Consider the following 24,160-nt stretch of genomic DNA (forward strand, 5'->3'; position numbering starts at 1 on the left):
TCCTCTCCTTATCCTATCCTTAAACCATAAACATAACTTTTGCAAGCAAGACGATCGCTACCGCAAGCGTAAGTGCGATAGGGTGGATGTTGCCAAGTGGGCTAGGGCGCTTAAATATAAATTTGCAGCTTAAATTTATTATCACCGCAGCCACGATCACCATCGCTAAGCAAATTTTGATCATAAAAGTGATCTGTAAATTTGTCTCAAAGTAGCCTCCAGCCTTGCTGCCGACTAAGCTACTCATCATCATGCCACCAGTTAAAACTAAAAGTAGCACGCAAATAGGCATGATTTTAACAGCTACTGAGCCGATGGCTTGCTTTGCCTTTTGAGCAAGCTCTGGCGGCATCTTTTTGCTCGCCGCTCTTAAGATGATCACATCAAAAAATAGATAACCAACAAAAATGATCGCACAAAAAAGGTGAACTATCTGCGCGTAGGGATATAAATTTTGCATATTTTTCCTTATCTGTAAATTCCAACTGCTTCACGCACTTTTTTTATCGTTCCGTGAGCTACATTTTGGGCTTTTTTAGCGCCCATGTCTAAAATTTTAGCCACCTCGTCAGGATTATTTTGATAGTATTCAAATTTCTCTCTTGCCTCTTTGAAATATTCCCAAACAAGCTCGTTTAGGTAGGCCTTAAAGTGTCCGTGACCTTCTCCTCCACGCTCATATCTAGCCTGCAAGTCGCGCTGGCCGCTCTCATCTAAGAAAAGCTTTGCGATGTTATATACGTTGCAGTTTTGCCACTGCTTTGGCTCTTCAAGTGGCGTGCCATCAGTTACAATGCTTGAAATTTGCTTTTTAAGCGTCTTGGCGTCTGCGAAGATATCGATCGTGTTGCCGTAGCTTTTGCTCATCTTTTCGCCGTTTGTGCCAGGCACGGTAGCGACATTTTCATCGATCTTTGCCTCAGGCAGAGTAAAAATATCGCCATGTTCGTTGTTAAATTTGATCGCAATATCACGCGCGATCTCTACGTGCTGGATCTGGTCTTTGCCCACAGGCACGACCTGCGCGTTATAAAGCAAGATATCAGCCGCCATCAAAACTGGATAGCTAAAGAGTCCGTGGTGCGAGCTAATGCCCTTTGCGACCTTGTCTTTGTAGCTGTGCGCGCGCTCAAGTAGCCCCATAGGCGTGTGCTGACTTAGCACCCAGTAAAGCTCAAGCACGTCTTTTACGTCGCTTTGCACCCAGAAAATGCTCTTGTTTGGGTCGATCCCAAGCGCCAAAAAGGCACACGCAGCGTCAAAGGTGTTTTGCTTTAGCGCTTTGCCGTCGCTAAGGCTGGTCATCGCATGGTAGTTTGCTATAAACATAAACATCTCGTTTTGCTCTTGCATATCAACCATCTGCTTTATCGAGGCAAAATAGTTGCCAAGGTGTAGTTTGCCGGAGGGTTGGAGGCCGGTTAATACTCTCATCTTATCCTTTCAAATTTGGCTTTGACTTTTTCGCTTATGCTTCGTTGAAATTTTGTTTTCAAGTTCGGCAGACCATGCGTCTAGCCCTCACTTAAAAACAAAATTTCGCCTCGCCTAAACAAAAAATTCTTCGCCAAAACGTTTAAATTTTAACATCACGTTAGACTTTATGCGTCTAGCTTGATCTTAAAATTTATTTCGCAGGCTAAATGCCTAGTCTTGATTAAAATTTGACTGCACAACATTTAAATTCATCTCAAAACACTTCGCCAAATGCTTTTAAATTTCAACGTTACATCAGACTTTCTCTAATCTAATCTAATCTTAAAATTTAACTGGCAGACCATCTGTCTAGCCCTCACTTAAAAACAAAATTTCGCCTCGCCTAAACAAAAAATTATTTGCCAAAACGTTTAAATTTTAACATCACGTTAGACTTTGCGTCTAATCTAATCTTAAAATTTATCTCGCAGGCTAAATGCATAGTTTTGATTAAAATTTGACTGCACAACATTTGTCGCTTTAGCGTTGCGAACAAGTGAAGCAAAAATCATCTCAAAACACTTCGCCAAAATGCTTTTTAAATTTTAACATCAGGGTAGATATTTTTATCTAGTCTAATCTTAAAATTTAGCTTGCTAGCCCTCACTTAAAAACAAAATTTCGCCTCGCCTAAACAAAAAACTCTTCGCCAAACCGTTTAAATTCTAACATCACGTTAGACTTTATGCGTCTAGCTTGATCTTAAAATTTGACTGTACAATATTTGCCACTTTAACGCTCTATCAAAGAGAAGCAAAATTCATCTCAAAATTTTGCCAAAATTTCTCACTACAAAACGTTAAATTTGGCTCAAACATGTCAAATTTAAACACCACGCCAGACAGCCATCTAGCCTGATCTTGAAATTTATAGTTGCAAGCAGCCCTCGCCACTTTGCAACTAAACTTTTAAAAGTATCCTTATCTCTTTTACGATCTGCTTTGGAGTTTTGCCCTCCACTTCAACGATATAATCAGCCTTTTTCTCATAGAGCTTTTCTCGCTCCAGATGAAGTGCCTCGGCCTTTTTTAGGTCACTTAAAAGTGGGCGTTTAGCGAGTTTTTTCTCGCTATTTTTGCTATTTTTTAGCCTTTGCATGATCGCATCAAAGCTTGCTTTTAGATAGATCACGGTGCCTATTTTGTTTAAATTTTTAACCTTCGCAAAACCGCCACCTGTCGAGATGATCGCATTTTTGACATTTGTGGCTAGAAATTTAGCCAGATCCTTTTCAAGCTGCCTAAAATACTCCTCTCCGTATTCTTCAAATATGGTTTTTATCTTCATATTTTGAGAGCTTTCAAGAAGATCGTCGCAGTCAAGGTTCATCGTCTTTAGCGCCTTACTTAGCGCCCTTGCAGTCGTGCCCTTGCCAACGCCCATAAACCCTATCAAAACGATATTATTGTTCTTTGTCTTCATCACTCTCTCCACGTTTTTTAGGGATTAGTACGATAGGCACGCCAGCTAGGCTAAAGCTCTCTCTAAGCTTGTTTGTTAGGTAGCGTTTGTAGCTAAAGTGCAGGCATTTTGGGCGGTTCATGATGAGTGCTATCATGATAGGTGCGGTTTTAAACTGCGCTGCATAGTAGATTTTCACGACCCTGCCTTTGTCGCGTGGCAGTGGGTGCGCCTTGGTCGCTTCGCTGATCACTTCATTTAGCTTTGATGTTTGAATTTTTTGGGTGTAGTTTTTGTAAATTTCAACTATGAGCGGGTAAATTTTATGCACTCTTTTGCCACCAAGTGCCGAAACGCTAATAATCGGCGCGTATGAGAGAAATTTAAACCTATCTTTTATCTCTTTGCAAAGCTCGTCAAATTCTTCGCTGCTTTTGTCCCATTTGTTTAGTACGATGATGACGCCAAGCTCAAATTTCGAGGCGATGCCAGCGATGCGCTCGTCAAGCTCGGTTAGTGGCTCAGAGCTATCAAGCACGAGTAGTGCGACGTCCGTCTCTTCTAAAATTTTCTCAGTTCTATTTAGCGCGTATCTCTCGATACCCTCGATCTTGCCGCGCTTTCTGATACCTGCGGTATCGACAAACTCAAAAACTCTGCCATCATGCTCGTAAATTTCATTCACTGGGTCGATCGTAGTGCCTGCCACGTCGCTAACGACAGCACGGCTCTCTTTTACAAGGGCGTTTAGAAGTGAGCTTTTGCCGACATTTACACGGCCTATGATGCCAACTCTTATATTTTTGCTCTCATAGTCTATCTCGTCGCTTAGCTCGCCCTCGTCGTTATAGTTTTCTAAAAAATCATCAAAATCATCACTCGTATCGGCCTTTATCTGCACCTTGCTCTCTAGGTGTTTTGCTAGCCAGATGCTAAGCTCATCGACGCCGGTGTTGTGACTTACTGAAATTCCAAATGAGTTTTTTGCGCCAAAACTTACAAATTCCCACTCTCTTTGCTCGTCTTTTTTGCTGTCGATTTTATTTATGACTAGAGCGATTGGTAAATTTAGCTTGCTAAGCTCGTAAAAAATGGCTCTATCCTCGTCATCTGGCATCATTTTGCCATCGACCATGTAGAGGATAACGTCCGAGTTTTTAGCCTCTGCTAAGGTCTTTGCTTTTACGTTTTTAAAAAGCTCGCTGCTATCATCAAGCCCGCCGCTGTCGATTAATATACACTCTTTGCCCTCAACTTCGATCTTAGCTTTATTTGTATCTCTTGTAGTGCCGCTAACGTCGCTTGTTATGGCGATGCGTCTTCTTGCTAAGCGGTTAAAAAGTGAGCTTTTGCCGACATTTGGCTTGCCTACTAATATTACTTTTTGCAAATTTTGTCCTTTTTATGATGGCTGATTATACAAATTTTTCTCTTATATAAAGTATAAAATTACGCTTAAAAGCGCCGAAATAAAAGAAAAAATCAACCAAAATTTAAGCCATTTTTTATTAAAATGAGTGCTTTAAATTTAGAGGTTTTGCGATGTTAAAAAGGTTTTATATTTCACATCTTGGCATTTTTTACATGCTCTTTGCTTGCTTTATGTTTGCCGTGACTGGCGCATTTGCGAAGTATCTGAGCAAAGATATGCCTTCTATCGAAGTTGTTTTTTTTAGAAATTTGATCGGACTTTTCATCGTCATCTACGCCATCTATAAATTTCCATTTAAACAAACTGGCGGGCACTTTTTCTTGCTAATGTTTCGCGGTTTTGTGGGCACGGTGGCACTTTTTGCCTTTTTTTATAACGTCGCGCACGTAAATTTAGCCACAGCCTTTACATTTCAAAAGACAAACCCAATCTTTACAGCCATTCTCGCAGCTATCGTGTTTAAAGAGCGGCTAAGTTCGCTTGGCTGGTTTGCTGTCTTTTTGGGATTTGGCGGAATTTTGCTTGTTATCCAGCCAAATTTAGGTATCAATAAAACCGATATCATCGGCATTTGGAGCGGTCTTGGAGCGGCTATTGCCTACACGAGTGTCAAGGAGCTAAACAAGAGCTACGGCACAAACGTGATCGTGCTAAGCTTCATGCTTTGGGGCTCGTTTTTGCCGCTTATTTGCATGGGGATGGCTGAGTTTTTCACCTATGAGCCTCTTGATTTTTTATTTTCTAAATTTGCTATGCCAAGCTGGCACAACGTCGTGTTTATCTTGCTGATGGGGCTTAGCGGATACCTTTTTCAAACCTACATGACAAAGGCATTTGCAGTCGGTAAAAAGGCTGGCGTCATCGCTGCGGTTAGCTACGCTGACGTCATTTTTACGCTCATCATTGGCTATTTTATGGGCGATGCGTTGCCAAATCACTTGGCACTTTTAGGCATCTTGCTAGTAGTGGTGAGTGGAATTTTAGTTGTTAAAGAAAAATAAAGGAGAAAAAATGATCTTAATCGCTGGACCTTGCGTGATAGAGAGCAAGGAGCTTGTTTTTGAAGTGGCAAAAAGGCTAGTTAAATTTAATGAAAATCCAAAGCTTGATTTTTACTTTAAGTCGAGCTTTGACAAGGCAAATCGCACGAGCATTAGCTCATTTCGTGGCCCTGGGCTAGAAAAGGGTTGTGAAATTTTAGCTGAAGTAAAAAAAGAATTTGGCTTTAAAATTTTAACCGATATCCACGAGAGCTATCAAGCGACGCCAGTTGGCGAGGTGGCTGATGTGCTGCAGATCCCTGCATTTTTGTGCCGCCAAACAGACCTGCTCGTGGCAGCTGCAAAGACAAAAGCGGTCGTAAATATCAAAAAAGGGCAGTTTTTAGCAGCTTCAGCGATGAAGCACTCTGTGAAAAAGGTGCTTGAAACAAGGGGTGTGAGCGGTGATGGATACGAGGTCGCAAAGGCGAATGGCGTCTGGCTAACCGAGCGAGGTAGCACCTTTGGATATGGAAATTTAGTCGTTGATATGAGGAATTTAGTGATGATGAGAGAATTTGCGCCAGTCATTTTTGACGCGACCCACAGCGTGCAGATGCCAAGCGCACTTGGCGAAAAAAGCGGCGGAGATGCTAGGTTTGTGCCGTATCTTGCAAGAGCAGCAGCTAGCGTTGGGGTGGATGGATTTTTCTATGAGACGCACATAAACCCTTGCGAGGCACTTTGCGACGGACCAAATATGCTAAATTTAGACGAGCTTGAAAAAGTCGTAAATGACACGCTAAAGATAGAGGAAATTTTAAATTTTTAAACTAAGGAGAGAAGGATGAAAAGGATTTTAGCGCTACTTTTGGGAGTGTTGTTTTTAGTAGGTTGTGGCTCATCTCAGCCAAAGGTGCCACTTGCTGGCAAGTATAAATTTGAGGGCATTAGCTACGCTCATGTGCAGCACCACGAGCCGACAAAATTTCTCTATCAAAGTCCAAAAATGGTCGAGAAAAAATATAATAAGCAAATCACAGAGGCGCTTACAAAAGAAAATTTGCTTGATCAAAATTCAAGCGACGAGCTAAAGATAAAGATAACTCACCGCAGAGAATTTATAGGCGAAGCGACCTTTGCTAAGAGCGACAGAATGGGCAATATCTACCTTACTTACGAGGTAGAAGTCGTTAGAAATGGCGAAGTTTTGAGGCATTATGGCTCTAGCGAGCTAAGGTTTAACCCTGGAGTCTTTGGAAATTTAAAGGGGCTAGTTGGACAAAATAACGATGATAGCTTTGAAAATAAGGCAATTAGTGCAAATGTAAAAGAGATCGTTGATACCATAAAAGGCATGAAGTAAATTTATGTCAAATAGAGGCTTTTTGTGGATATTTCTAGGTGCGGTGGCTGAGTGTGGCTGGGCGTATGGGCTAAAGCACGCGTCAAATTTAAGTGAATTTTTGCTTACGACGCTTCTAGTGAGCATAAGTTTTGTCTCGTTTATGAAGGCTTTAAAGTATCTGCCTGTAAGCATCTCTTATGCTGTATTTGTGGGCTTTGGAACGGCTTTTATCGTCATAGCTGAGATCGTTAGCGACTACGTAGCAAGCGGGATCATGCCAAATTTCATTAGGCTATTTTTCATAGCGACGCTCATTTTAGGCGTGCTTGGGCTAAAAGGCATAAAAGAATGATCCATTTTTTAGCACTTTTATTAGCTGGATGTTGCGAGGTTTCTGGCGTCTTTTTTATCACTAAATTTTCAAAAAGCACAGGCGTAAAAAAGTGGGCAAATTTCATCCTTTTGCTTGGAAATTTCGCCCTTTCTTTAACGCTACTTAGCTATGCGATGCAAACTATCGCTATGTCGGTGGCGTATGCGATCTGGACAGGCATCGGAGCGATCGGAGCAGTAGTGGTTGGCGTAGTTTTTGAAGGTGAGAAGATAAATTTTAAAAAAGCCTTGTTTTTAGCGCTCATCATCTTTAGCGTCATCATGCTAAAGATAGTTTGATGAAGGGTCTATTTTTAAACAAGCTTTTGCTAAACTTGCATAAAAAATAAAGGAGAAAAGATGAAAATAATCGAAGGAAATTTAGCTTTAAAAGGCGATGAGAAGATAGCGATCATCAACGCAAGGTTTAACCACATCATCACAGACCGCTTGGTAGAGGGTGCAAAAGACGCATTTTTACGTCACGGCGGCGACGAGAAAAATCTAACTTTAGTGCTAGTCCCTGGGGCATTTGAGATACCTATGGCGCTTGAAAAGGTGCTTGCAAGCGGTAAATTTGACGCAGTTTGCTGCGTGGGAGCGGTGATAAGAGGCGCAACGCCACACTTTGACTACGTAAGCGCAGAGACTACTAAAGGCATCGCAAACGTGACGCTAAAATACGCAAAACCAGTAACATTTGGCGTGCTAACGGTTGATAGCATCGAGCAAGCGATCGAGCGTGCTGGCAGTAAGGCTGGAAACAAGGGCTTTGAGGCGATGACGGGCGTCATAGAGATGCTAAATTTATACAAAAAGCTAGGAGAGTAAAATGGCAACGCGTCATCAGGTCAGACAAGCCATAGTTTCGCTACTTTACTCAAACGAGATAAATCCCGTAACTGCGGAGTTTGAAGAGGAATTTTTAGAAGAGAAAAAGATAAGAAACGAGCGCAAAAATGAAGCTTTGCAAACATTTAAAGCGGTGCTGGCAAATAAAGAAAAGCTAGATGAAATTTTAAAGCCACACCTAAAAGATGGCGACTTTAGCAAGGTTGGCGCAACTGAGCTTGCCATCCTTAGACTTGGGCTTTATGAGATGAAATTTAGCCAGACAGATAAAGCCGTCATAATAAACGAGGCGATCGAGCTTGCAAAGGAGCTTGGAAGCGACCAAGCGCCAAAATTTATAAACGGCGTGCTAGATAAGATAAAGGGCGATCTATGAAGCTCTGCGTCGCTCTTGATATGGCGAGCAAGGATGAAAATTTAGCCCTCGTGTGTGAGCTAAAAGGGCTTGATCTTTGGCTAAAAGTGGGGCTTAGAAGCTACCTTAGAGACGGAGCTAAATTTATAGAGGAGCTAAAGGGGGCAGGGGAGTTTAAAATCTTTCTTGATCTAAAACTCTATGATATCCCAAACACGATGGCAGACGCGGCTGAGGTCGTCTCAAAGATAGGCGTAGATATGATAAATCTGCATGCAAGCGCTGGCGTACGTGCAATGAAAACTGTAATGGAGCGTCTTAATGCGCTACAAAATCGCCCTTTAGTGCTTGCGGTATCGGCGCTAACTAGCTTTAATGAGAGCGAATTTGAAGCGATTTATAACGATACGCTATCTCGCTCGGTTAGGAAATTTAGCCAGATGAGCTTTGAAGCGGGGCTTGACGGCATGGTCTGCTCGGTCTTTGAAAGCAAGCTCATAAAAGACGTGACAAATCAAAATTTCATCACGCTTTGCCCTGGTGTTAGGCCTTTTGGCGAGAGTGCGGGCGATCAAAAGAGGGTTGCAAATTTAGTTAGCGCAAAGCAAGAGGGCAGCGACTTTATCGTCGTTGGCAGACCGATCTACGAAAACGCAAATCCAAGAGAAATTTGCGAGAGAATTTTGGAGCAAATTTAGCGCTCGAGTTTTGCGCGAAATTTGACGCGAAATCATTTTAAGGGTGGTTTTGCGCATAGTAAATTTTTAAATTAAACCACCTCGCCAGAAGCTTGGATAACGACTTAGTGTAGTAGCAAGATGAAATTTAGCAAGCTTTGTAGCGCATAAGAATGAAATTTAAAATTTCATTGCAACGAGTTTGGCGTTGCTTAAAAAATTTGAGGTAAATTTGAGCGATTTTAAAAAAATCCCCTATGTCGGCGAGGCGACGCAGGCCGATTTGCTGGCGCTAGGCTACGAGGATATCGCTTCGCTAAAGGGCTCGGATCCTGAGGAGATGTTTGAACGCACAAAGGCGCTTGGACGCGGTAGCGATAGATGCATCCTCTATGTTTACCGCATGGTTTGCTACTATGCAAACACTCCACGCCCAGACAAGGCCAAGCTAAAATGGTGGCTTTGGAAGGATTAAATTTTTTAAATTTGACCACTATTTATAAACAGCACAAACTTTTATCAACTTTTACAAGCATTGAGCCACGGTTTTAACGTTATTTTAAAGCCTTTATGCATAAAATCACAAACTATTATTATCAGAACTTTTTAGTTGACTTTTTGACTTAGTAAAACAAAAACCATAGATAGCAAAGGGTAACTAATATTTTTAATTATATAAATAAGGTAAAAATGAGACTCTGGACGATAAATTTTAAATATCTTGACGCAAAGGGTCTTGTGGCTCTGTGGAGAGAGGCTTTGCTGGCTAAAAATGTTTTAGAAGGGCTGACAAAAGGCTATAAAAACCACCCACAATTAATTAGATTTTACACTCATCAAAACTCTATCGATGCTATAAATGCCTATCTTTTGGAAGTTTATAAAGAGGCTTGCGCTCGTGGATATAAATTTGATGTTGCAAAAGTTGGAAAATTTGACGCAGAAAATTTATCCAAGATCGCCGTTACTAGAGGTCAAATCGAGTATGAATTTAGCTTCTTGCAAGAAAAACTAAAACTAAGAGATTTAAAAAAATACAAAGAAAATTTAAATGTAAAAAATATAGAAATTTCTACCATTTTTACGGAGATAGACGGCGACATCGAGCTTTGGGAGAAGGTAAAAACGCTCATTTAGTTTTTATACTACAAATTTTTTTAACGATCTCTATCCTATTTATATCTTCAAATTTGATCTTAGTTTTTACGATCATGAGGGTTTTATCTTTGAAATTTACATCTGAGACTAGTCCGCTAGTTTTTACGTAAGTAAAGCCGTCGTGGTAGCTCACACGCACTTCATCAGCTATCTTTATCTCGCTTAATTTTTTTAAAATTTCATCGACCTTGCTCTCATCAAGCTCGAGCTTTTCGCATTTTTCTCGCTCTTTTTGACGTAAGGCTCGCTCTAATGTAGAAAGAGGATTAAACGAGCTAAAAATTTTCGCCCTATCTTTACTCACCGCTCTTGTGCCCTCCGATCTTTTTGTTTCTATCTTGCCCAGTCGCCTCTGGTAGTAGGTCGATCGCGCGCAGGATCGAGTTTTTGCCAAATTTCTCTTTTATCAAATTTAGCGACTTTAACACCGCTTTTTCCTTAGCGTCATCTTCAAATAGGCTAAACTCAACCAAATTTTCTTTCACCACATCATTTGCTGATATGCCTATTTGCCTGATTAGCCCAACGTTTTTTATCTTGTTTAAAAGTAGCTCCTCAGCCGCGCTCATCAGCACGCTTGAGATGTTTGTTGGCATTTTAAACCTCACGCTCGCACGTTGCTGAGGCTCAAGCTTATCGGCAAATCTCACATTTATCGTTAGCCCACTCGCCCTCACATCTTTGTTTATGAGCCTAAGCGCGAGCCTGTCAGCCATCTCTTTTAGCACGATCACCGCCTCGCAGCGCTCGTAGTCTCTAGGCAAAATTTCCGAGCTAAAGTAGGACTTTGTGCTTGGTTTATACGCCTTTATCTCAGCTATCGTCGTTGGCTCTATGCCGTTTGCGTGATCGATCGTGATGTAGGCATCGACACCAAAAATTTTTTCAAGCAGGCTTTTTGGCGCATTTGCGATATCTTTCATGCAAAAGATGCCGCATTTTTCGAGCTTTAGCCTAGTTTGCTTTCCGATACGCCAAAAGTCACTTAGCGGTTGATGTGTCCAGAGCTGCTTTTTGTAAAGCTCTTCGTCAAGATAGGCGATGCCGTCATCTTGGTGCTTTGCTAATATATCAAGCGCGATCTTTGCGAGGTATAAATTTGTCCCCATGCCACAAGTCGCCGTCACGCCAGTCGTTTTTAATATCTCATCCATCATCATCTTTGCCATCTCTTTTGCGCCAAGAGCGTAAAATTTCAAGTAAGAAGTGAGGTCTATGAAGCACTCATCTATCGAATAGACGTAGATGTCCTCTTTGGAGACATATTTTAGATAAATTTCATAGATCCTTGCGGCGTAGTCGATGTAAAACTGCATCCTAGGCGGCGCGATGATAAATTTGACATCCCGTGGTATCTCAAAGAGCCTGCAGCGGTTTTTCACCCCTTTTGCACGAAGTGCAGGGCTAACAGCTAAGCAGATGCCGCCACTGCCACGACTAGCATCAGCCACGACTAGATCGGCCTTAAATGGATCAAGCCCACGCTCTACGCACTCAACCGAGGCATAAAAGGACTTTAGGTCGATAACGGCGTAAATTTTCTCTTGCAAATTTTGGTTTTTCATAAGGGGATTATAGATGAAATTTGGTAAAAGTTAGTTTGTAAAATTTTGTTTGAAATGGCTTAAAATTTTAATAAAAATCTTTTAGAAAAAGGCTAAATTTGAGTGCAAAGACCCAGCACCAAAGATATCGCCTCCACTCACAGCTAAATAACTCCGTGATCAGAAACTACGCCAAGATGCGTGCTAGAGAGCCGATGCTTATAAATGTAAATGAAGGCATAGCAACTGGCGACGTGGTGAGAGTATTTAACGACAGGGGTGAAATTTTAGTTGGCATGCTTGCCACTCATCATCCCAAAGTACGTCATCGCCATCTGCGAGGGCGCATGGTGCGACCCTGAAGTGCTAGAGGAGAATTCTAACTCGCGACAAAGGCACATCTAGCATCGCTCAAGCAAGTGCGGACGCAGGGTCTTAGCCGATCTTGAAAAATATAAAGGTGAGATCAAGCTGGTCGCTGTAAATTTCAAAATTTAGCTCTCGCTTGTGGGCTAAATTTATCCGTAAATTTTCTTTAAATTTTCAAGCTTCGTGCTTGCATTTAGTAGGAGCATGTCAGCAAGAACCAGCCTTATCATCGCGGTTGCGACGACACTGCCACGTATGCCTATGCAAGGATCGTGCCTGCCTCTTAGCTCAAAATCCACCGCCTCGCCAGACAAATTTAGCGTTTTTTGCTCTTTAAATATTGAAGGCGTTGGCTTAAAATGGCTCTTTAGCACGATCTGGGCCCCACTGCTTATGCCGCCAAGTATGCCACCAGCGTTGTTGCTTAAAAAGCCAAGCTCGTCCATCTCGTCGTTGTTTGCTGAGCCAAGCATAGAGCTTACATTTACGCCAGCACCGACTTCTACGGCCTTTACGCCGTTTATGCCCATTAAGGCCGCCGCTAGAGCGCTATCAAGCCTATCATAAAGTGGCTCGCCAAGACCAGCTGGCACGCCTTTAGCCACGCTTAAAACCACAGCTCCGACGCTATCGTGCTCGCTTCTAGCCTTGCTAACTGCCTCTTTCATCGCCTCTTCGTTGCCAAGAGCGTAAATTTGCGACTCTTTGGCAAATTCGAAATCAACCTTTTCGCTAATGACCTTGCCGATGCCAAGCACACCGCTTAAAACTTCTATCTTAAACTCATTTAAAAGTAGCTGCGCAAATGCCCCACCGGCGACCCTTACCGCAGTCTCTCTGGCACTCGCGCGCCCACCACCTCTGTGATCTCTGATGCCATATTTTTTAAAATATGTAAGGTCAGCATGGCCAGGGCGGAAAATCTCACGTAAATTTTCATAGTCATTTGACTTTTGGTTGTTGTTAAAAATGGCAAAACCTATCGGCGCTCCAGTGCTCATGCCATCAAAAACGCCGCTAAAAATTTCTATCTTATCAGCCTCATCTCTTGCTGTTGTGAAGCTACTTTGCCCAGGGCGACGCTTGTCAAGCTCACTTTGGATGAAGTCTGCATCGATCTTTAGCCCAGCTGGCAGGCCGTCTATCACGCCGCCTATCGCCACCCCATGGCTCTCGCCAAAGCTAGTTAAGGTTAGTTTTTTGCCAAATGTATTCAAAATTTATCCTATTTTTTGATTTTTTCTAGCGCTATCTTTGCTGCGAGCTGTTGGGCCTGCTTTTTGGAGCTTCCAACGGCTCGTGAAATTTCCTTGCCATTTAGTAGTAGAGCTATCTCAAATTCTTTCTTGTGATCAGGGCCAAATGAGCCTATGAGCTCGTAGCTTGGTATGACACCAAGGGTTGCTTGAGTGACCTCTTGAAGGGCCGTTTTGTAGTCCTTTTCAAGGTGTGCAAAGTCGATCTGCGGATAGCAAAGCTCAAGCAGCGTGATCGAAATTTCTCGCACTTTATCAAGTCCAGCCTCAAGGTAGATAGCGCCCATCACAGCTTCAAACGCGTCGCTTAAAATGCTATCTTTCTCTCTACCGCCGTTGTTTTCTTCAGCTTGGCTAAGCCTTAAAAACTCGCCCATTTTTAGCCGCCTAGACATATTTGCAAAGCTTTTTTCATTGACAAGTGCGGCGCGAAGTTTGCTCATATCGCCCTCTGCGATCTTGCTAAATTTCTTAAAAAGATACTCAGCCACGAGCAGATCCATCACCGCATCACCCAAAAACTCGAGCCTCTCATTATTTAACGCCTGCTTGGTGCTCTTGTGCGTTAGCGCCTCTTCTAAAAGCTCAGATTTTTTAAATTTATAGCCAAGATTACGTTCAAATTCTTCTAAATTTTTCATATTTTATTCTCATCTTTTATTTTTAATGCCTCGTTTCTTGCCATCTGGTCGCACTCCTCATTTTCAGGGTGTCCAGCATGCCCCTTGACCCAGCTAGCCACGACTTTATGCGGCTTTGAAATCTCTAAATACTCCTGCCAAAGCTCGACATTTTTTACATTTTTGAAATTTCTCTTTTGCCAGTTTGTAAGCCACTCATTTATGCTATTTGCCACGTATGAGCTATCGGTAAAGAGCCTTACCTCGCAGGGCTCTTTTAGCGCTTTTAGCCCCATTATCGCAGCTTTTAGTTCCATTTGGTTATTTGTCGTATATGCCTCGCCACCACTTGCTTTTTTCTGCGCTTCGTTATATCTCAAAATATATGCCCAGCCGCCAGCTCCAGGGTTTCCAAGGCACGAACCGTCGCTAAAAAGTGTTACTATCTTCACTTGATTTTTCTGTGATGTGGGATAAAATTTTCACACTTCCTAGCTCGTGACAGACTGGACAGCGGTAAAAGTGCATAGGAAATGAGTTTTTGCAGTTTTTGCAAACGTAGTTAAAGCTTAGCCCAGCCGCGTCAAATTTAGCATCGTTTAGCCTTTTTATGGCATTTAGCTCAAAGCCGTAAATTTCACATGGCTCGTCTATATCGCCCTTTGCGTAAAAGAGGGATTTGTATTTTGCATCGTCTAAATTTATAGGCGTTTTTAGGTTGTAAAGCAGGTCTAGCACATCTTCAAATTTGGCAAAATCTTTTAAATTTTCTAAATTTTCATTGTGCCTTATGAAAAGCGCTAAGATCATGCGCTTTAAAAGCTCAAAATTTTGGCTAAGGTGTGAGAGAATTTCCACCTTTTCGCTAAAGCTTAAATTTCTATCATCAAGCGTGCTAATCGCCTTTATATAGGCCTTTTGATCTTTTACATTTGTCCCTAGCTCTTCAAGAGAATTTAGTGCATAAAGGGCTTCTTTATAGTTTTTAAGCTTCTCATCTATCATTGTTAAAAAGCGCAGTGCGAGGACGTTTCTAGGGCTTAGCTCGAGCGCTTTTTCAAAGATTTCGCTAGCTTTTTTTAAAAATCCAGCCTTAAAATATACCTCTCCAAGCTCGTTTAGGATAAATTCTTTCTCGTTTTTATCTTTTACCTTTTCAAGTGCGATTAGATAGACGCCGATCGATTTTTCAAAGTCGCCATTTTTAGCGAAGGTATGACCTAGCATGCTAAGGCTTGGTATATCTACTTCTGGGCTTTTTAGCATCTGCTTGTGCTCGTCGCTTATGCCATCTTTGCTGTCAAATTTCTTGATAAATTTCTCGATACGTTTTTTCTCATCTTTGCTAGAAAATATGCCCCAAGCATAGCTTAAAGCAGCGATCATCAAGATGATACTAAATAGAATAATAAGGCTAAATATCGGATCTCTGTGTCCAATGAAAAAAATATCCACGCTAACACTTTGTAATAAAATTTTACTTTAATTATAACAAAGCAGTTGTATAATTTTGCTTATGATAGATCCAAAATCCATTGAAAAATTAAAAAACCAAATAGACATTGTTAATATCATCGAGCAGTATATCCCTGTTAAAAAGATGGGCTCAAGCTACAAGTGCGTATGTCCGTTTCACGACGACAAAAACCCGAGCATGAGCATAAATCAAAACAAGCAGATGTATCACTGCTTTGCCTGCAAAGCTGGCGGAGATGCGGTTAAATTTGTGATGGATTATGAAAAGCTAACCTACCCAGAGGCGATAGAAAAGATCGCTCAAATTTCAAATTTCAGCCTTGAATACACAAACGACAAGGTGCCAACGCAAAAAGAAAATAAGCACATTTTAGAAAAGGTAAATGCTTTTTATAGAAGTGAGTTTTACAAAAACGAAGCAGCCATTAGATATATCAAGTCGCGCGGTATAAATGACGCAATGATCGAGAAATTTGAGCTTGGTTGGGCTGGGGATAGTAAAAGCACCATTAGGCTTTTGCAAAATGAAAACATAGAGCCAAAAGAGGCGGTGGAGTCTGGTATAGTTAAGCAAAATGAGAAGGGAATTTATGCTAGTTTTATCGAGCGCATAACATTTCCCATCTACTCGCACACCACAAGGTTAGTTGGCTTTGGTGGCAGAACGATCTCAGATCACCCTGCAAAATATGTAAATTCGCCTCAAAGCTCGGTATTTGACAAGTCAAAGCTACTCTATGGCTACCACCTAGCTAGGCAAAGCATATTTGAGAAAAATCAGATAATAATCACTGAGGGTTACCTTGACGTCATCATGCTTCACTACGCAGGCTTTACAAACGCTGTTGCTGTGCTTGGCACAGCACTTACTACAAGCCACTTACCACTTTTAAAAAGGGGCGAGATAAGCGTAGTGCTTTGCTTTGACGGAGATGGCGCTGGCATAAATGCAGCCATAAAATCCGCTCACCTGCTAAGCATAAATAAGATAGATACAAAAGTAGTCATCATAAGTAACGGCGCAGATCCTGCTGATATGGTCTTTGCAGGCAAGATAAAGGAGCTAAAAGAGCTCTTTGGCTCTGGTGAGGATGCGGTGAAATTTTATATAGAAAAGATCATGCAAAAGTATGACATCACGCGCTCAATGCAAAGAGATAACTGTCTAAGCGAGATAAAAGCCTATATGGACGAGCTTGGAGAGGAGATAGCAAGCTCGTATGTGACAGAAGTAGCGGCAAGATTTAACCTCACTCCACAAAGCGTAGCAGATAGGTTTGGGTTAAAGCAGAAGCCAAAAAATGAAGCTAAATTTAAAAGAGAATTTAGAAAAAAAAGCAAAGATGAATTTAGCAACTCTGTCATGGTAGATGAGGTGCCAGCTGTGATGAACAAAGACCCACTCGAGTTTGCGCTTTTTAAAACTATGCTAAATAACCCAAACTACAGAGATGAGATACTCTCAAAGCTTGGAGCTAGATACTTTATAAAGCATCCTGAGTATCTAAACGCCATCCTTTATAGATACGATGTAAGCGATGAGGAGATGGTTAGAGAAATTTTAATGGACGAAAAGATCCATGAGATCACCGATGCAACCACTTTGCAAAAGGCTATTTTAAATATGCAAATAGCCTTTTATGAGAATGAACAGCAAATTTTAAAAGGCTCTGACAACCCAAATAAGATAGAAATTTTAGAAAAACTGCTATTTATCATCAAAGATCTCAAGACTCAGCTTTATAAAATTTAAAAACTCACACTTTTTCAGCTTCAAATCATAAAACAAAATGTAAAATGCTTAAAGTAATAAATCTTTTTAAGATTGGTTTTATATTTTAAGGATTTATGATGATAGACGCTAAAAGATTTGAGAGAAATTTTAACGCTATAAGCGAGTTTGGAGCGCTAAAAGGTGGCGGGCTAACAAGGCTAGCCTTTAGCAAAGAGGACCTTGAAGCAAGAAAATTTCTTATAAATTTGATAGAAAAAAATGGCTTTAAACTTAAAATTGACAATGTCGGCAACATCTTCGCCATATATGATGAAGGCTGCGAGGTGGGAGCAAAGCCAGTTTGCGTGGGCTCTCACATAGATAGCGTGCCAAATGGAGGCTTTTATGACGGCACACTTGGCGTTATGGCTGGTCTTGAGGCGCTAAGCTCTATAAAAGAGGCTGGCATCAAGCTAAAGCGCCCACTTTGGCTCATAAATTTTAGCTGTGAGGAGTCAAGCCGCTTTAAAACAGCCACTATCGGCAGCAAGATAATAAGCGGCAAACTTGGCTTGCAAAGGCTTCATGAGCTAAAAGATGAAGATGGCATCTCGCTTTTTGAGGCGATGAGCGCGGCTGGATTTAAACCACAAAATTTAGATGAAGCCATCCTAAAAGAAAACTCCCTACACGCCTATCTTGAGCTTCACATCGAGCAAGGCCCAGTGCTTGAGCGAAGCGGCATAAGCGTTGGCGTGGTAAGCGGGATCGCAGCGCCAATTAGATTTGAGATCACAATACAGGGCAAGGCTGATCACAGCGGTGCAACTCCTATGAATATGCGCAGTGACGCCCTGCTTGCTGCCTCACACATCATAATCGCTGCAAATAAATTTGCCAAAAACAAAAAAACAGCCGTCGCAACCGTTGGCTACGTGCATGCAAAACCAGGCGTTTTAAACGTCGTGCCAGGAGAGGCGAGGCTTGGCGTTGATCTAAGAGATATCGATAAGGCTAGCTTAGGGGAGCTAAATTTAGAGCTTAGAAATTTTGTGGGTGAGCTAAGTTGTGAGCTTAAATTTAGCTACGAGATAAGAGAGCTAAGTAGCGACGAGCCAGTAAAACTAAGCAAACACGCCATAAATTTACTTGAAGATGAAGCCAAAAAGCTTGGCATAAAAACGCTTACTTTGCCAAGTGGGGCTGGGCATGATGCGATGAATTTAACAAAGCTTGCAAGCAGCGTTGGCATGCTCTTTATCCCTTGCGTAGATGGTATCAGCCACAACACCAAAGAGGCGATAAATTTCAAAGACGCAGTAGCCGCAACTAAAATTTTAACAAATGCACTAATAAGACTTTCAAACGAGGAGTAGTCATGGACAAAATAGCAAAATTAGCACTATCTTTAAAAGAGGATATGATCAAAGATCGCAGATACTTTCACTCGCACCCAGAAACTGGCTGGTTTACCTTTTTTACGACTGCGGTTTTGGCAAAAAGACTTAGCGAGCTAGGATATGAGGTGAAGCTTGGCGAAGAGGTCGTAAAAAGCGATGCAAGGCTTGGAGTTGGCAGCAAAGAGCAGTGTCAAAAGGCTATCGAGCGAGCAAAAAGTCTTTTAAATCCTGACGAGGCAAAATACCTTGAATATATGAAAGATGGCCTAACTGGCCTAACAGCATTTATCGACACAAAAAGACCTGGTAAATTTAGCGCTTTTAGATTTGACATCGATAGCGTTGATGTGACAGAGAGCGCGGAGGCTGCTCATAGACCTTGCAAAGAGGGCTTTGGCTCAGATATCTCTGGTATCACGCACGCTTGTGGGCACGATGGTCACATGGCGATGGGTCTAGCGCTTGCAAAGCTGATCGCTAAAAATTTAGACGAGTTTAACGGCAAATTTAAATTTATATTTCAAACAGCAGAAGAGGGCACAAGGGGCGCCGTGGCTATGGAGGCTGCTGGCGTGCTTGAGGGCATCGAGTATCTACTTGGCGGACACATCGGCTTTCAAGCAGAAACAAATGGCGGCATAGTTTGTGGCACAAATAAATTGCTTGCAACATCTAAATTTGACGTGTATATCACTGGTCGTTCAGCTCACGCAGCAGGAGCGCCGCAGGAGGGAGCAAATGCCCTTTTAGCCGCTGCTCAAATGGCTCTAAATATGCATGGCATCACAAGGCACGCAAAGGGTGTGACTAGGATAAATGTAGGCGTTTTAAGAGCAGGTGAGGGCAGAAACGTCATAGCACCAAACGGCTATCTAGCCTGCGAAACAAGGGGCGAGGATACAAAACTAAATGAATTTATGTATAAAAAATGTATGGATATCGTAAAAGGTGTGAGTGAAATTTACGGCGTTGAGAGCAAGGTCGTGATGACTGGGGGCACAAGCGGGGCAAATAGCGACAAAGAGGTGACTAAAATTTTCTATGAAGCAGCAAAAGAGAGCCCATTTATAGATGATGATAAGATCGTTAAAGAGCTTGACTTTGGCGCTTGCGAGGACTTCGCTCACTTTATGAGAGCTTTGCAAGATAGGGGCGCAAAGAGCGGCTATATGATGATCGGCACAAATTTAAAAGCAGGACATCACAACAGCAAATTTGACTTTGACGAGGAGTGTTTGGTCGCTGGGGTTGATATCTATCTAAGGGCTGCTTACAAACTAAATGGAGCTAAAAAATGAAAAATGCTTTACTAATCAGCGCTTCAAGCTACCAAGACACTGGCTACTTGAGACACTGCAAAAACTGGGTTAAGGACTTTTTGGGTGAGAGTGGCAAGGAGGAAATTTTATTTATCCCTTATGCTGGAGTTAGACGAAGTAATGACGAATACGAGCAAAAGGTGATCGACCGCCTAAAAAATAAAAATATAAAATCAATCCACCACTACGAGGATAAAATTTCAGCTATCAAAAACGCTAGCAGTATCGCAGTTGGCGGCGGCAATACCTTTATGCTTCTTTACACGCTTTATAAGCTAAATTTGATTGATCCTATAAAAGAGGCTGTGGCAAACGGCGCAAAATACTTTGGCTGGTCAGCAGGTGCAAACATCGCTGGCAAGACGATGATGACGACAAATGATATGCCTATCATCATGCCAAAGTCATTTGACAGCCTAAATATATTCCCATATCAGATCAACCCTCACTTTATAAGTGGCAAACTAGCAGGTCATAACGGCGAGAGCAGGGAGGAGAGGCTAGAGGAGTTTTTGATAGCAAATCCAAAAGAGACTATCTACGCACTGCCAGAGGGCACGGCTTTGCTTATAGAGGGTAGCGAAGCTGAGGTCATAGGACATAGCGAAATTTTAAAATTTGAGTATCAAAAAGAGATAGAAAAAATAGAAGTTGGAACTAAATTTAAAATCTAAACAAGGAGAGAGGTATGGAATCATTCAAGCTAATTGCTGCCATTCTTGGCATCGTTGCAGTTGTAGCACTTCTTGTCTTAAAAAAAGAGACAAGAACGGTGCTAATAGGTGTTGGTTTGGTGCTTTGTTTAATCGCACTAAAACCTATGGGGGCACTAAGTGCTTTTACTGACTATATGACTAAAGCAGGGCTTATAAAAGCTATTTGTGCTAGTATGGGTTTTGCTTTTGTTATGAAATACACAATGTGCGATAAGCACCTCGTTGCGCTTCTTACAAAGCCACTTAGAAACGTGGGATTTATCTTGATCCCTGTAACAACCGTGCTAACTTACTTTATAAATATCGCTATCCCTTCAGCTGCTGGCTGCTCGGCTGCTGTTGGTGCGACGCTTATACCACTTTTAATGGCTTCAGGCGTTTGCCCTGCGATGGCTGGTGCGGCTGTTTTTGCAGGCACATTTGGCTCAGTCCTAAGCCCGGGCTCTGCGCACAACATATATGTGGCTGATCTTGTTAAAAAGACAGTTGAGGGATATACAGTTCAAGACATCATAAAAGTGCAAATTCCTAGCGCATTTACAGCTCTTGTTATCGTAGTTGTCATGCTAACTATCGTCGCAATATTATTTAAAGACTATCAAAAAGGTACAAATTTCACTATCGAAAGCGGTGCTGCTAGCGAAGAGAAGTCAGCGTTTAAAGTAAATTTGATCTACGCTCTTATGCCACTTGTCCCACTTGTCATATTGGTTATCGGCGGAACTAGCCTAGCAAAAGACTACAGCTTTTTGGCATGGACAAAGATGGGCGTTGCTGAGGCGATGATACTTGGCGCTATCATAGCTATCTTTGCTACGCTTACAAACCCACAAAAGATCACAAAAGAGTTCTTTAACGGCATGGGTCACGCTTACGCTGATGTTATCGGTATCATCATCGCAGCTGGCGTCTTTGTCGCAGGTCTAAAGGCGTGTGGAGCTGTTGATGTGGTCATCGCATGGCTAAAAACTGATCAAAGCTACGTTAAATTTGGCGGAACATTTGTGCCATTTATCATGGGTATAGTTACAGGCTCAGGCGACGCTGCTACATTTGCATTTAACGAAGCCGTCACAACAAACGCTGCTGCTCTTGGCTTTGAGCAAGATAAGCTTGGTATGGCTGCGGCAATCGCAGGCTCACTTGGACGTTCAGCTTCTCCGATCGCTGGAGCTGCTATCGTTTGTGCTGGTATTGCTATGGTTAGCCCAGTCGAGCTTGCAAAAAGGACTTTTTTAGGTATGTTTCTCTCTGTTGTGGCGATCGCATTTTTCGTCATCTAAGGATGAAAGATGGATATCGTAGAGAGATTTATAAACTATACGAAATTTAACACAACGACAAATAAAGAGAATGGATTAAAAGGCATTATGCCTTCTAATCCAACCGAGTATGAGCTGGCTCTTTTTATAAAAGACGAGCTTAGCTCGCTTGGCATAAAAGATATCATCTTGCAAGAGAATGCTATCTTGATAGCAAAGATCCCTGCAAACTGCGAAAACGCCCCAAGTATCGCCTTTTTTGCGCACTTAGATACAAGTAGCGAGCAAAAAAACGACACAAAAGCTAAGATAGTAAAATACACAGGCGGCGACATCTGCCTAAACGAAGAGCAGGGAATTTATCTTAAATTTAGCGACAATCCAGAGCTTAAAAAATACATTGGCGATGATATAGTCGTGACTGACGGCACTAGCTTGCTTGGTGCTGACGATAAAGCTGCGATCGCTAGTATCGTAAATATGGCTAGCTTTTTCATGCAAAATCCTGATGTAAAGCACGGCAAGATCGTGATCTGCTTCGTGCCTGATGAGGAGCAAGGTTTGCTTGGCGCAAAGGCGCTTGATGTAAATTTACTGGGAGCCAACTTTGGCTACTGCTTAGACTGCTGCGAGATAGGCGAGCTAATATACGAAAACTGGAACGCAGCTGACTGCACGATGGTCTTTAAAGGCGTTTCGGCTCATCCGATGAACGCAAAGGGCAAGCTTGTAAATTCGCTACTTCTTGCGCATAAATTTATCTCGCTTTTGCCAGGTGGCGAAGTGCCAGAGTGCACCGAGGGCAAAGAGGGCTATTTCTGGGTGAAAGAGCTTAGCGGAAACAGCGCAAAAACGACGCTCAAGATCGACATAAGAGAATTTGACGAGCCTAAATTTCAAAAAAGGCTCGAGTTTTTAAGTGATATGGCAAATTCTTTTAACAAAATTTATGGGCAGTGCTGTGAGATCACGCTAAAAACACGCTATGAAAACGTCTTTAGGTTCTTAAAAGACGAAAACTCACTGCCTATAAAACTAGCAAAAGATGCCTTTAGTGAGCTAAATATCACGCCAAACATAAAGCCTATGCGTGGCGGATACGACGGCGCTGCGATCTCTGCAAAGGGTGTGCCAACGCTAAATTTATTCACAGGGGGAAATAACTTTCACTCCGTCTTTGAGTACTTGCCAGTTGGCAGCCTAAAAGCCGCAAGCGAAGTCATTAAAAAAATCGTAATTAACGCTGCTAAATAAACTTCATAAAAGCCTAGATTTAGTAAATTTAGGCTTTAAATTTTACTTACGGGACAAAAATGAAGGCTTTAGCTTTGTTTAGCGGAGGGCTTGATAGCATGCTCTCTATGAAAATAATAAGCGATCAGGGTATCGAAGTGGTCGCACTTTATATGGATACTGGATTTGGCGTGGATGAGGAGAGGCACGAAGTTTTAAGGCGCCGTGCAGCAATGGCGGGGGCTAGCTTAAAAGTGGTTGATATGAGAAATGAGTATCTTCGCGACGTGCTCTTTAATCCAAAATACGGCTATGGCAAGCAGTTTAACCCTTGCATCGACTGCCACGGATATATGTTTAAAACCGCTCTTAATATGCTAAAAAGCGAAAATGCAAATTTTATCATCACAGGCGAAGTCGTAGGACAAAGGCCGATGAGTCAGCGCAGAGATGCACTTTTTCAGGTTAAGCGCTTAGCTGATGATGAGGATGATCTAGTGCTTCGTCCGATGTGTGCTAAGCTCTTGCCACCAACTAAGCCAGAGCGCGAGGGCTGGGTCGATAGAGAGAAGCTACTTGGTATAAGCGGGCGTGATAGAAAGCCGCAGCTTGCTTTGGCGAAGGAATTTGGCTTTGAGGACTTTGCAACGCCTGGAGGCGGGTGCTTGCTAACGATCGAGAGCTTTGCTGTAAAGATAAAAGACTACTTGAAATTTGATAAAGAGATGCGAGACATCGACGTTACGTGGCTAAAACTTGGTAGGCATCTGCGCTTGGTAGATGGCGCAAAAATGATAATAGGGCGTGATGAGAGTGATAATAACGCACTTTTGGCTCATCCAAATGATAAATTTGAGCAGGTTAAATTTAAAGAGAGCGATGACATCGTAGGAGCTGTTAGCTTCATAAGCAAAAATGCTAGCTTTGCTGACAAAGAGCTTGCTGCAAGGCTCGCGCTAGCATATACAAAAGCTAGCAGAGAAAATGAATTTGAAGTTAGCATCGCAAATGAGAAATTTATCATCAAACCTGAAGATAAAAAGCTAGCGCAAGAGTTTTTTGTAAAATAAATCCAAATTTGCAAAGGAATTTGATCTAAATTTCTTTGCAATATCTAAAATTTTATAACTATTTCAAACCCCCACAAAATCTAAATTTACAAAATTCACAGTCATAAATATGTCACACTTGTACCGAAGT

The 24,160-nt window shown here is 42.0% G+C and carries 28 protein-coding genes; 18 read left to right on the top strand and 10 right to left on the bottom strand.

What is annotated here, in order from left to right; genetic code table 11:
* Nucleotides 1-19: 19 nt before the first annotated feature.
* From F3G76_RS04915 to der, 4 genes are all read right to left on the bottom strand, one after another.
* Nucleotides 20-460, bottom strand: a complete 441-nt coding sequence (locus F3G76_RS04915) for a copper resistance protein CopD (protein WP_149706079.1) — start codon at nucleotides 458-460, stop codon at nucleotides 20-22.
* An 8-nt stretch (nucleotides 461-468) separates the two neighbouring features.
* A complete protein-coding gene (gene trpS / locus F3G76_RS04920; RefSeq protein WP_149706080.1) occupies nucleotides 469-1,434 on the bottom strand; it encodes a tryptophan--tRNA ligase in 966 nt (321 codons plus the stop codon).
* 942 nt (nucleotides 1,435-2,376) lie between these two features.
* On the bottom strand, nucleotides 2,377-2,898 hold the full coding sequence (locus F3G76_RS04925) for a shikimate kinase (protein ID WP_149706081.1): 522 nt from the start codon (nucleotides 2,896-2,898) through the stop codon (nucleotides 2,377-2,379).
* Nucleotides 2,879-4,267 carry a ribosome biogenesis GTPase Der gene (gene der, locus F3G76_RS04930; RefSeq protein WP_149706082.1) on the bottom strand — a complete coding sequence of 463 codons (1,389 nt, stop codon included), beginning with the start codon at nucleotides 4,265-4,267 and terminating at the stop codon, nucleotides 2,879-2,881. The genes F3G76_RS04925 and der overlap by 20 nt, the downstream gene beginning before the upstream one ends.
* 152 nt (nucleotides 4,268-4,419) lie before the next feature.
* Here der and F3G76_RS04935 point away from each other — a divergent pair, with 152 nt between their 5' ends.
* The 10 genes from F3G76_RS04935 to F3G76_RS04980 all read left to right on the top strand — a co-directional run bounded on the left by F3G76_RS04935 (nucleotide 4,420) and on the right by F3G76_RS04980 (nucleotide 10,030).
* The gene (locus tag F3G76_RS04935; RefSeq protein WP_149706083.1) at nucleotides 4,420-5,310 is read left to right on the top strand and encodes a DMT family transporter; all 891 of its coding nucleotides are present in this window, start codon (nucleotides 4,420-4,422) and stop codon (nucleotides 5,308-5,310) included.
* 10 nt (nucleotides 5,311-5,320) lie between these two features.
* Nucleotides 5,321-6,121, top strand: coding sequence for a 3-deoxy-8-phosphooctulonate synthase (gene kdsA / locus F3G76_RS04940; RefSeq protein WP_149706084.1), 801 nt, complete (start codon nucleotides 5,321-5,323; stop codon nucleotides 6,119-6,121).
* A gap of 15 nt (nucleotides 6,122-6,136) precedes the next feature.
* The gene (locus F3G76_RS04945; protein ID WP_149706085.1) at nucleotides 6,137-6,655 is read left to right on the top strand and encodes a hypothetical protein; all 519 of its coding nucleotides are present in this window, start codon (nucleotides 6,137-6,139) and stop codon (nucleotides 6,653-6,655) included.
* 4 nt (nucleotides 6,656-6,659) lie between these two features.
* Nucleotides 6,660-6,989 (top strand): DMT family transporter, encoded by a 330-nt coding sequence (locus F3G76_RS04950; RefSeq protein ID WP_021084512.1) that lies wholly within the window; start codon nucleotides 6,660-6,662, stop codon nucleotides 6,987-6,989.
* On the top strand, nucleotides 6,986-7,309 hold the full coding sequence (locus F3G76_RS04955) for a DMT family transporter (protein ID WP_004317710.1): 324 nt from the start codon (nucleotides 6,986-6,988) through the stop codon (nucleotides 7,307-7,309). Before F3G76_RS04950 ends, F3G76_RS04955 begins: the two co-directional genes overlap by 4 nt.
* 60 nt (nucleotides 7,310-7,369) lie before the next feature.
* Complete coding sequence (gene ribH, locus F3G76_RS04960) at nucleotides 7,370-7,840, top strand: 6,7-dimethyl-8-ribityllumazine synthase (protein ID WP_103639145.1); 471 nt, start codon at nucleotides 7,370-7,372, stop codon at nucleotides 7,838-7,840.
* A gap of 1 nt (nucleotide 7,841) precedes the next feature.
* Entirely contained in the window at nucleotides 7,842-8,237 is a 396-nt protein-coding gene (gene nusB / locus F3G76_RS04965; RefSeq protein ID WP_149706086.1) for a transcription antitermination factor NusB, read from the top strand.
* Entirely contained in the window at nucleotides 8,234-8,914 is a 681-nt protein-coding gene (gene pyrF, locus F3G76_RS04970; RefSeq protein WP_149706087.1) for an orotidine-5'-phosphate decarboxylase, read from the top strand. The genes nusB and pyrF overlap by 4 nt, the downstream gene beginning before the upstream one ends.
* Nucleotides 8,915-9,125: 211 nt before the next feature.
* The gene (locus F3G76_RS04975) at nucleotides 9,126-9,368 is read left to right on the top strand and encodes a helix-hairpin-helix domain-containing protein (protein WP_107965494.1); all 243 of its coding nucleotides are present in this window, start codon (nucleotides 9,126-9,128) and stop codon (nucleotides 9,366-9,368) included.
* Between the two features lie 215 nt (nucleotides 9,369-9,583).
* Nucleotides 9,584-10,030 carry a pyrimidine dimer DNA glycosylase/endonuclease V gene (locus F3G76_RS04980; protein ID WP_107965478.1) on the top strand — a complete coding sequence of 149 codons (447 nt, stop codon included), beginning with the start codon at nucleotides 9,584-9,586 and terminating at the stop codon, nucleotides 10,028-10,030.
* Here F3G76_RS04980 and F3G76_RS04985 read toward each other — a convergent pair.
* Together F3G76_RS04985 and F3G76_RS04990 are read right to left on the bottom strand one after the other, a co-directional pair.
* A complete protein-coding gene (locus F3G76_RS04985) occupies nucleotides 10,023-10,355 on the bottom strand; it encodes a YolD-like family protein (RefSeq protein WP_149706088.1) in 333 nt (110 codons plus the stop codon). The two genes, F3G76_RS04980 and F3G76_RS04985, sit on opposite strands and share 8 nt — an antisense overlap.
* Nucleotides 10,348-11,616, bottom strand: a complete 1,269-nt coding sequence (locus F3G76_RS04990) for a Y-family DNA polymerase (protein WP_149706089.1) — start codon at nucleotides 11,614-11,616, stop codon at nucleotides 10,348-10,350. Before F3G76_RS04990 ends, F3G76_RS04985 begins: the two co-directional genes overlap by 8 nt.
* 98 nt (nucleotides 11,617-11,714) lie before the next feature.
* On the opposite strand from F3G76_RS04990, the gene F3G76_RS10725 reads away from it, so the two are divergent.
* Nucleotides 11,715-11,957: a molybdopterin dinucleotide binding domain-containing protein gene (locus tag F3G76_RS10725; protein WP_223227428.1), complete on the top strand. Its 243-nt coding sequence runs from the start codon at nucleotides 11,715-11,717 to the stop codon at nucleotides 11,955-11,957.
* Nucleotides 11,958-12,113: 156 nt separating this feature from the next.
* Here F3G76_RS10725 and aroC read toward each other — a convergent pair whose 3' ends face one another.
* Genes aroC through F3G76_RS05015 form a run of 4 tightly spaced genes read right to left on the bottom strand, consistent with a single transcriptional unit; the run spans nucleotide 12,114 to nucleotide 15,295 of the window.
* Nucleotides 12,114-13,181 (bottom strand): chorismate synthase, encoded by a 1,068-nt coding sequence (gene aroC, locus F3G76_RS05000; RefSeq protein WP_103646481.1) that lies wholly within the window; start codon nucleotides 13,179-13,181, stop codon nucleotides 12,114-12,116.
* An 8-nt stretch (nucleotides 13,182-13,189) separates the two neighbouring features.
* Entirely contained in the window at nucleotides 13,190-13,861 is a 672-nt protein-coding gene (gene rnc, locus F3G76_RS05005) for a ribonuclease III (RefSeq protein WP_103566893.1), read from the bottom strand.
* Nucleotides 13,858-14,292 carry a ribonuclease HI gene (gene rnhA, locus F3G76_RS05010; RefSeq protein WP_149706090.1) on the bottom strand — a complete coding sequence of 145 codons (435 nt, stop codon included), beginning with the start codon at nucleotides 14,290-14,292 and terminating at the stop codon, nucleotides 13,858-13,860. The genes rnc and rnhA overlap by 4 nt, the downstream gene beginning before the upstream one ends.
* Nucleotides 14,270-15,295 carry a tetratricopeptide repeat protein gene (locus F3G76_RS05015; protein ID WP_149706091.1) on the bottom strand — a complete coding sequence of 342 codons (1,026 nt, stop codon included), beginning with the start codon at nucleotides 15,293-15,295 and terminating at the stop codon, nucleotides 14,270-14,272. Before F3G76_RS05015 ends, rnhA begins: the two co-directional genes overlap by 23 nt.
* A 61-nt stretch (nucleotides 15,296-15,356) precedes the next feature.
* On the opposite strand from F3G76_RS05015, the gene dnaG reads away from it, so the two are divergent.
* The 7 genes from dnaG (at nucleotide 15,357) to F3G76_RS05050 (ending at nucleotide 24,030) form a co-directional block, all read left to right on the top strand.
* Entirely contained in the window at nucleotides 15,357-17,069 is a 1,713-nt protein-coding gene (dnaG, locus tag F3G76_RS05020; protein ID WP_188116570.1) for a DNA primase, read from the top strand.
* Between the two features lie 98 nt (nucleotides 17,070-17,167).
* The gene (locus tag F3G76_RS05025) at nucleotides 17,168-18,406 is read left to right on the top strand and encodes a M20 family metallo-hydrolase (RefSeq protein WP_149706093.1); all 1,239 of its coding nucleotides are present in this window, start codon (nucleotides 17,168-17,170) and stop codon (nucleotides 18,404-18,406) included.
* Between the two features lie 2 nt (nucleotides 18,407-18,408).
* A complete protein-coding gene (locus F3G76_RS05030; protein WP_149706094.1) occupies nucleotides 18,409-19,728 on the top strand; it encodes an amidohydrolase in 1,320 nt (439 codons plus the stop codon).
* On the top strand, nucleotides 19,725-20,423 hold the full coding sequence (gene pepE / locus F3G76_RS05035; RefSeq protein ID WP_103598573.1) for a dipeptidase PepE: 699 nt from the start codon (nucleotides 19,725-19,727) through the stop codon (nucleotides 20,421-20,423). The genes F3G76_RS05030 and pepE overlap by 4 nt, the downstream gene beginning before the upstream one ends.
* 14 nt (nucleotides 20,424-20,437) lie before the next feature.
* Nucleotides 20,438-21,748 (top strand): C4-dicarboxylate transporter DcuC, encoded by a 1,311-nt coding sequence (gene dcuC / locus F3G76_RS05040; RefSeq protein ID WP_149706095.1) that lies wholly within the window; start codon nucleotides 20,438-20,440, stop codon nucleotides 21,746-21,748.
* A 9-nt stretch (nucleotides 21,749-21,757) separates the two neighbouring features.
* Complete coding sequence (pepT, locus tag F3G76_RS05045) at nucleotides 21,758-22,981, top strand: peptidase T (protein ID WP_149706096.1); 1,224 nt, start codon at nucleotides 21,758-21,760, stop codon at nucleotides 22,979-22,981.
* A 59-nt stretch (nucleotides 22,982-23,040) separates the two neighbouring features.
* Complete coding sequence (locus tag F3G76_RS05050; protein WP_149706097.1) at nucleotides 23,041-24,030, top strand: argininosuccinate synthase domain-containing protein; 990 nt, start codon at nucleotides 23,041-23,043, stop codon at nucleotides 24,028-24,030.
* Nucleotides 24,031-24,160 lie beyond the last annotated feature (130 nt).

The organism is Campylobacter concisus, from assembly GCF_902460575.1.
Taxonomy (GTDB): domain Bacteria; phylum Campylobacterota; class Campylobacteria; order Campylobacterales; family Campylobacteraceae; genus Campylobacter_A; species Campylobacter_A concisus_AW.

Excerpts from the sequence above, each read along its gene's own strand:
- F3G76_RS05050 (WP_149706097.1), top strand. The coding sequence starts at position 23,041 with ATGAAGGCTTTAGCTTTGTTTAGCGGAGGGCTTGATAGCATGCTCTCT.
- F3G76_RS04950 (WP_021084512.1), top strand. The coding sequence starts at position 6,660 with ATGTCAAATAGAGGCTTTTTGTGGATATTTCTAGGTGCGGTGGCTGAG.
- F3G76_RS05030 (WP_149706094.1), top strand. The coding sequence starts at position 18,409 with ATGGACAAAATAGCAAAATTAGCACTATCTTTAAAAGAGGATATGATC.
- F3G76_RS04955 (WP_004317710.1), top strand. The coding sequence starts at position 6,986 with ATGATCCATTTTTTAGCACTTTTATTAGCTGGATGTTGCGAGGTTTCT.
- F3G76_RS04980 (WP_107965478.1), top strand. The coding sequence starts at position 9,584 with ATGAGACTCTGGACGATAAATTTTAAATATCTTGACGCAAAGGGTCTT.
- pyrF (WP_149706087.1), top strand. The coding sequence starts at position 8,234 with ATGAAGCTCTGCGTCGCTCTTGATATGGCGAGCAAGGATGAAAATTTA.
- F3G76_RS04990 (WP_149706089.1), bottom strand. The coding sequence starts at position 11,616 with ATGAAAAACCAAAATTTGCAAGAGAAAATTTACGCCGTTATCGACCTA.
- F3G76_RS04925 (WP_149706081.1), bottom strand. The coding sequence starts at position 2,898 with ATGAAGACAAAGAACAATAATATCGTTTTGATAGGGTTTATGGGCGTT.
- F3G76_RS04915 (WP_149706079.1), bottom strand. The coding sequence starts at position 460 with ATGCAAAATTTATATCCCTACGCGCAGATAGTTCACCTTTTTTGTGCG.
- pepE (WP_103598573.1), top strand. The coding sequence starts at position 19,725 with ATGAAAAATGCTTTACTAATCAGCGCTTCAAGCTACCAAGACACTGGC.
- dnaG (WP_188116570.1), top strand. The coding sequence starts at position 15,357 with ATGATAGATCCAAAATCCATTGAAAAATTAAAAAACCAAATAGACATT.
- dcuC (WP_149706095.1), top strand. The coding sequence starts at position 20,438 with ATGGAATCATTCAAGCTAATTGCTGCCATTCTTGGCATCGTTGCAGTT.
- F3G76_RS04935 (WP_149706083.1), top strand. The coding sequence starts at position 4,420 with ATGTTAAAAAGGTTTTATATTTCACATCTTGGCATTTTTTACATGCTC.
- rnc (WP_103566893.1), bottom strand. The coding sequence starts at position 13,861 with ATGAAAAATTTAGAAGAATTTGAACGTAATCTTGGCTATAAATTTAAA.
- nusB (WP_149706086.1), top strand. The coding sequence starts at position 7,842 with ATGGCAACGCGTCATCAGGTCAGACAAGCCATAGTTTCGCTACTTTAC.
- ribH (WP_103639145.1), top strand. The coding sequence starts at position 7,370 with ATGAAAATAATCGAAGGAAATTTAGCTTTAAAAGGCGATGAGAAGATA.
- F3G76_RS05025 (WP_149706093.1), top strand. The coding sequence starts at position 17,168 with ATGATAGACGCTAAAAGATTTGAGAGAAATTTTAACGCTATAAGCGAG.
- pepT (WP_149706096.1), top strand. The coding sequence starts at position 21,758 with ATGGATATCGTAGAGAGATTTATAAACTATACGAAATTTAACACAACG.
- kdsA (WP_149706084.1), top strand. The coding sequence starts at position 5,321 with ATGATCTTAATCGCTGGACCTTGCGTGATAGAGAGCAAGGAGCTTGTT.
- trpS (WP_149706080.1), bottom strand. The coding sequence starts at position 1,434 with ATGAGAGTATTAACCGGCCTCCAACCCTCCGGCAAACTACACCTTGGC.
- F3G76_RS04945 (WP_149706085.1), top strand. The coding sequence starts at position 6,137 with ATGAAAAGGATTTTAGCGCTACTTTTGGGAGTGTTGTTTTTAGTAGGT.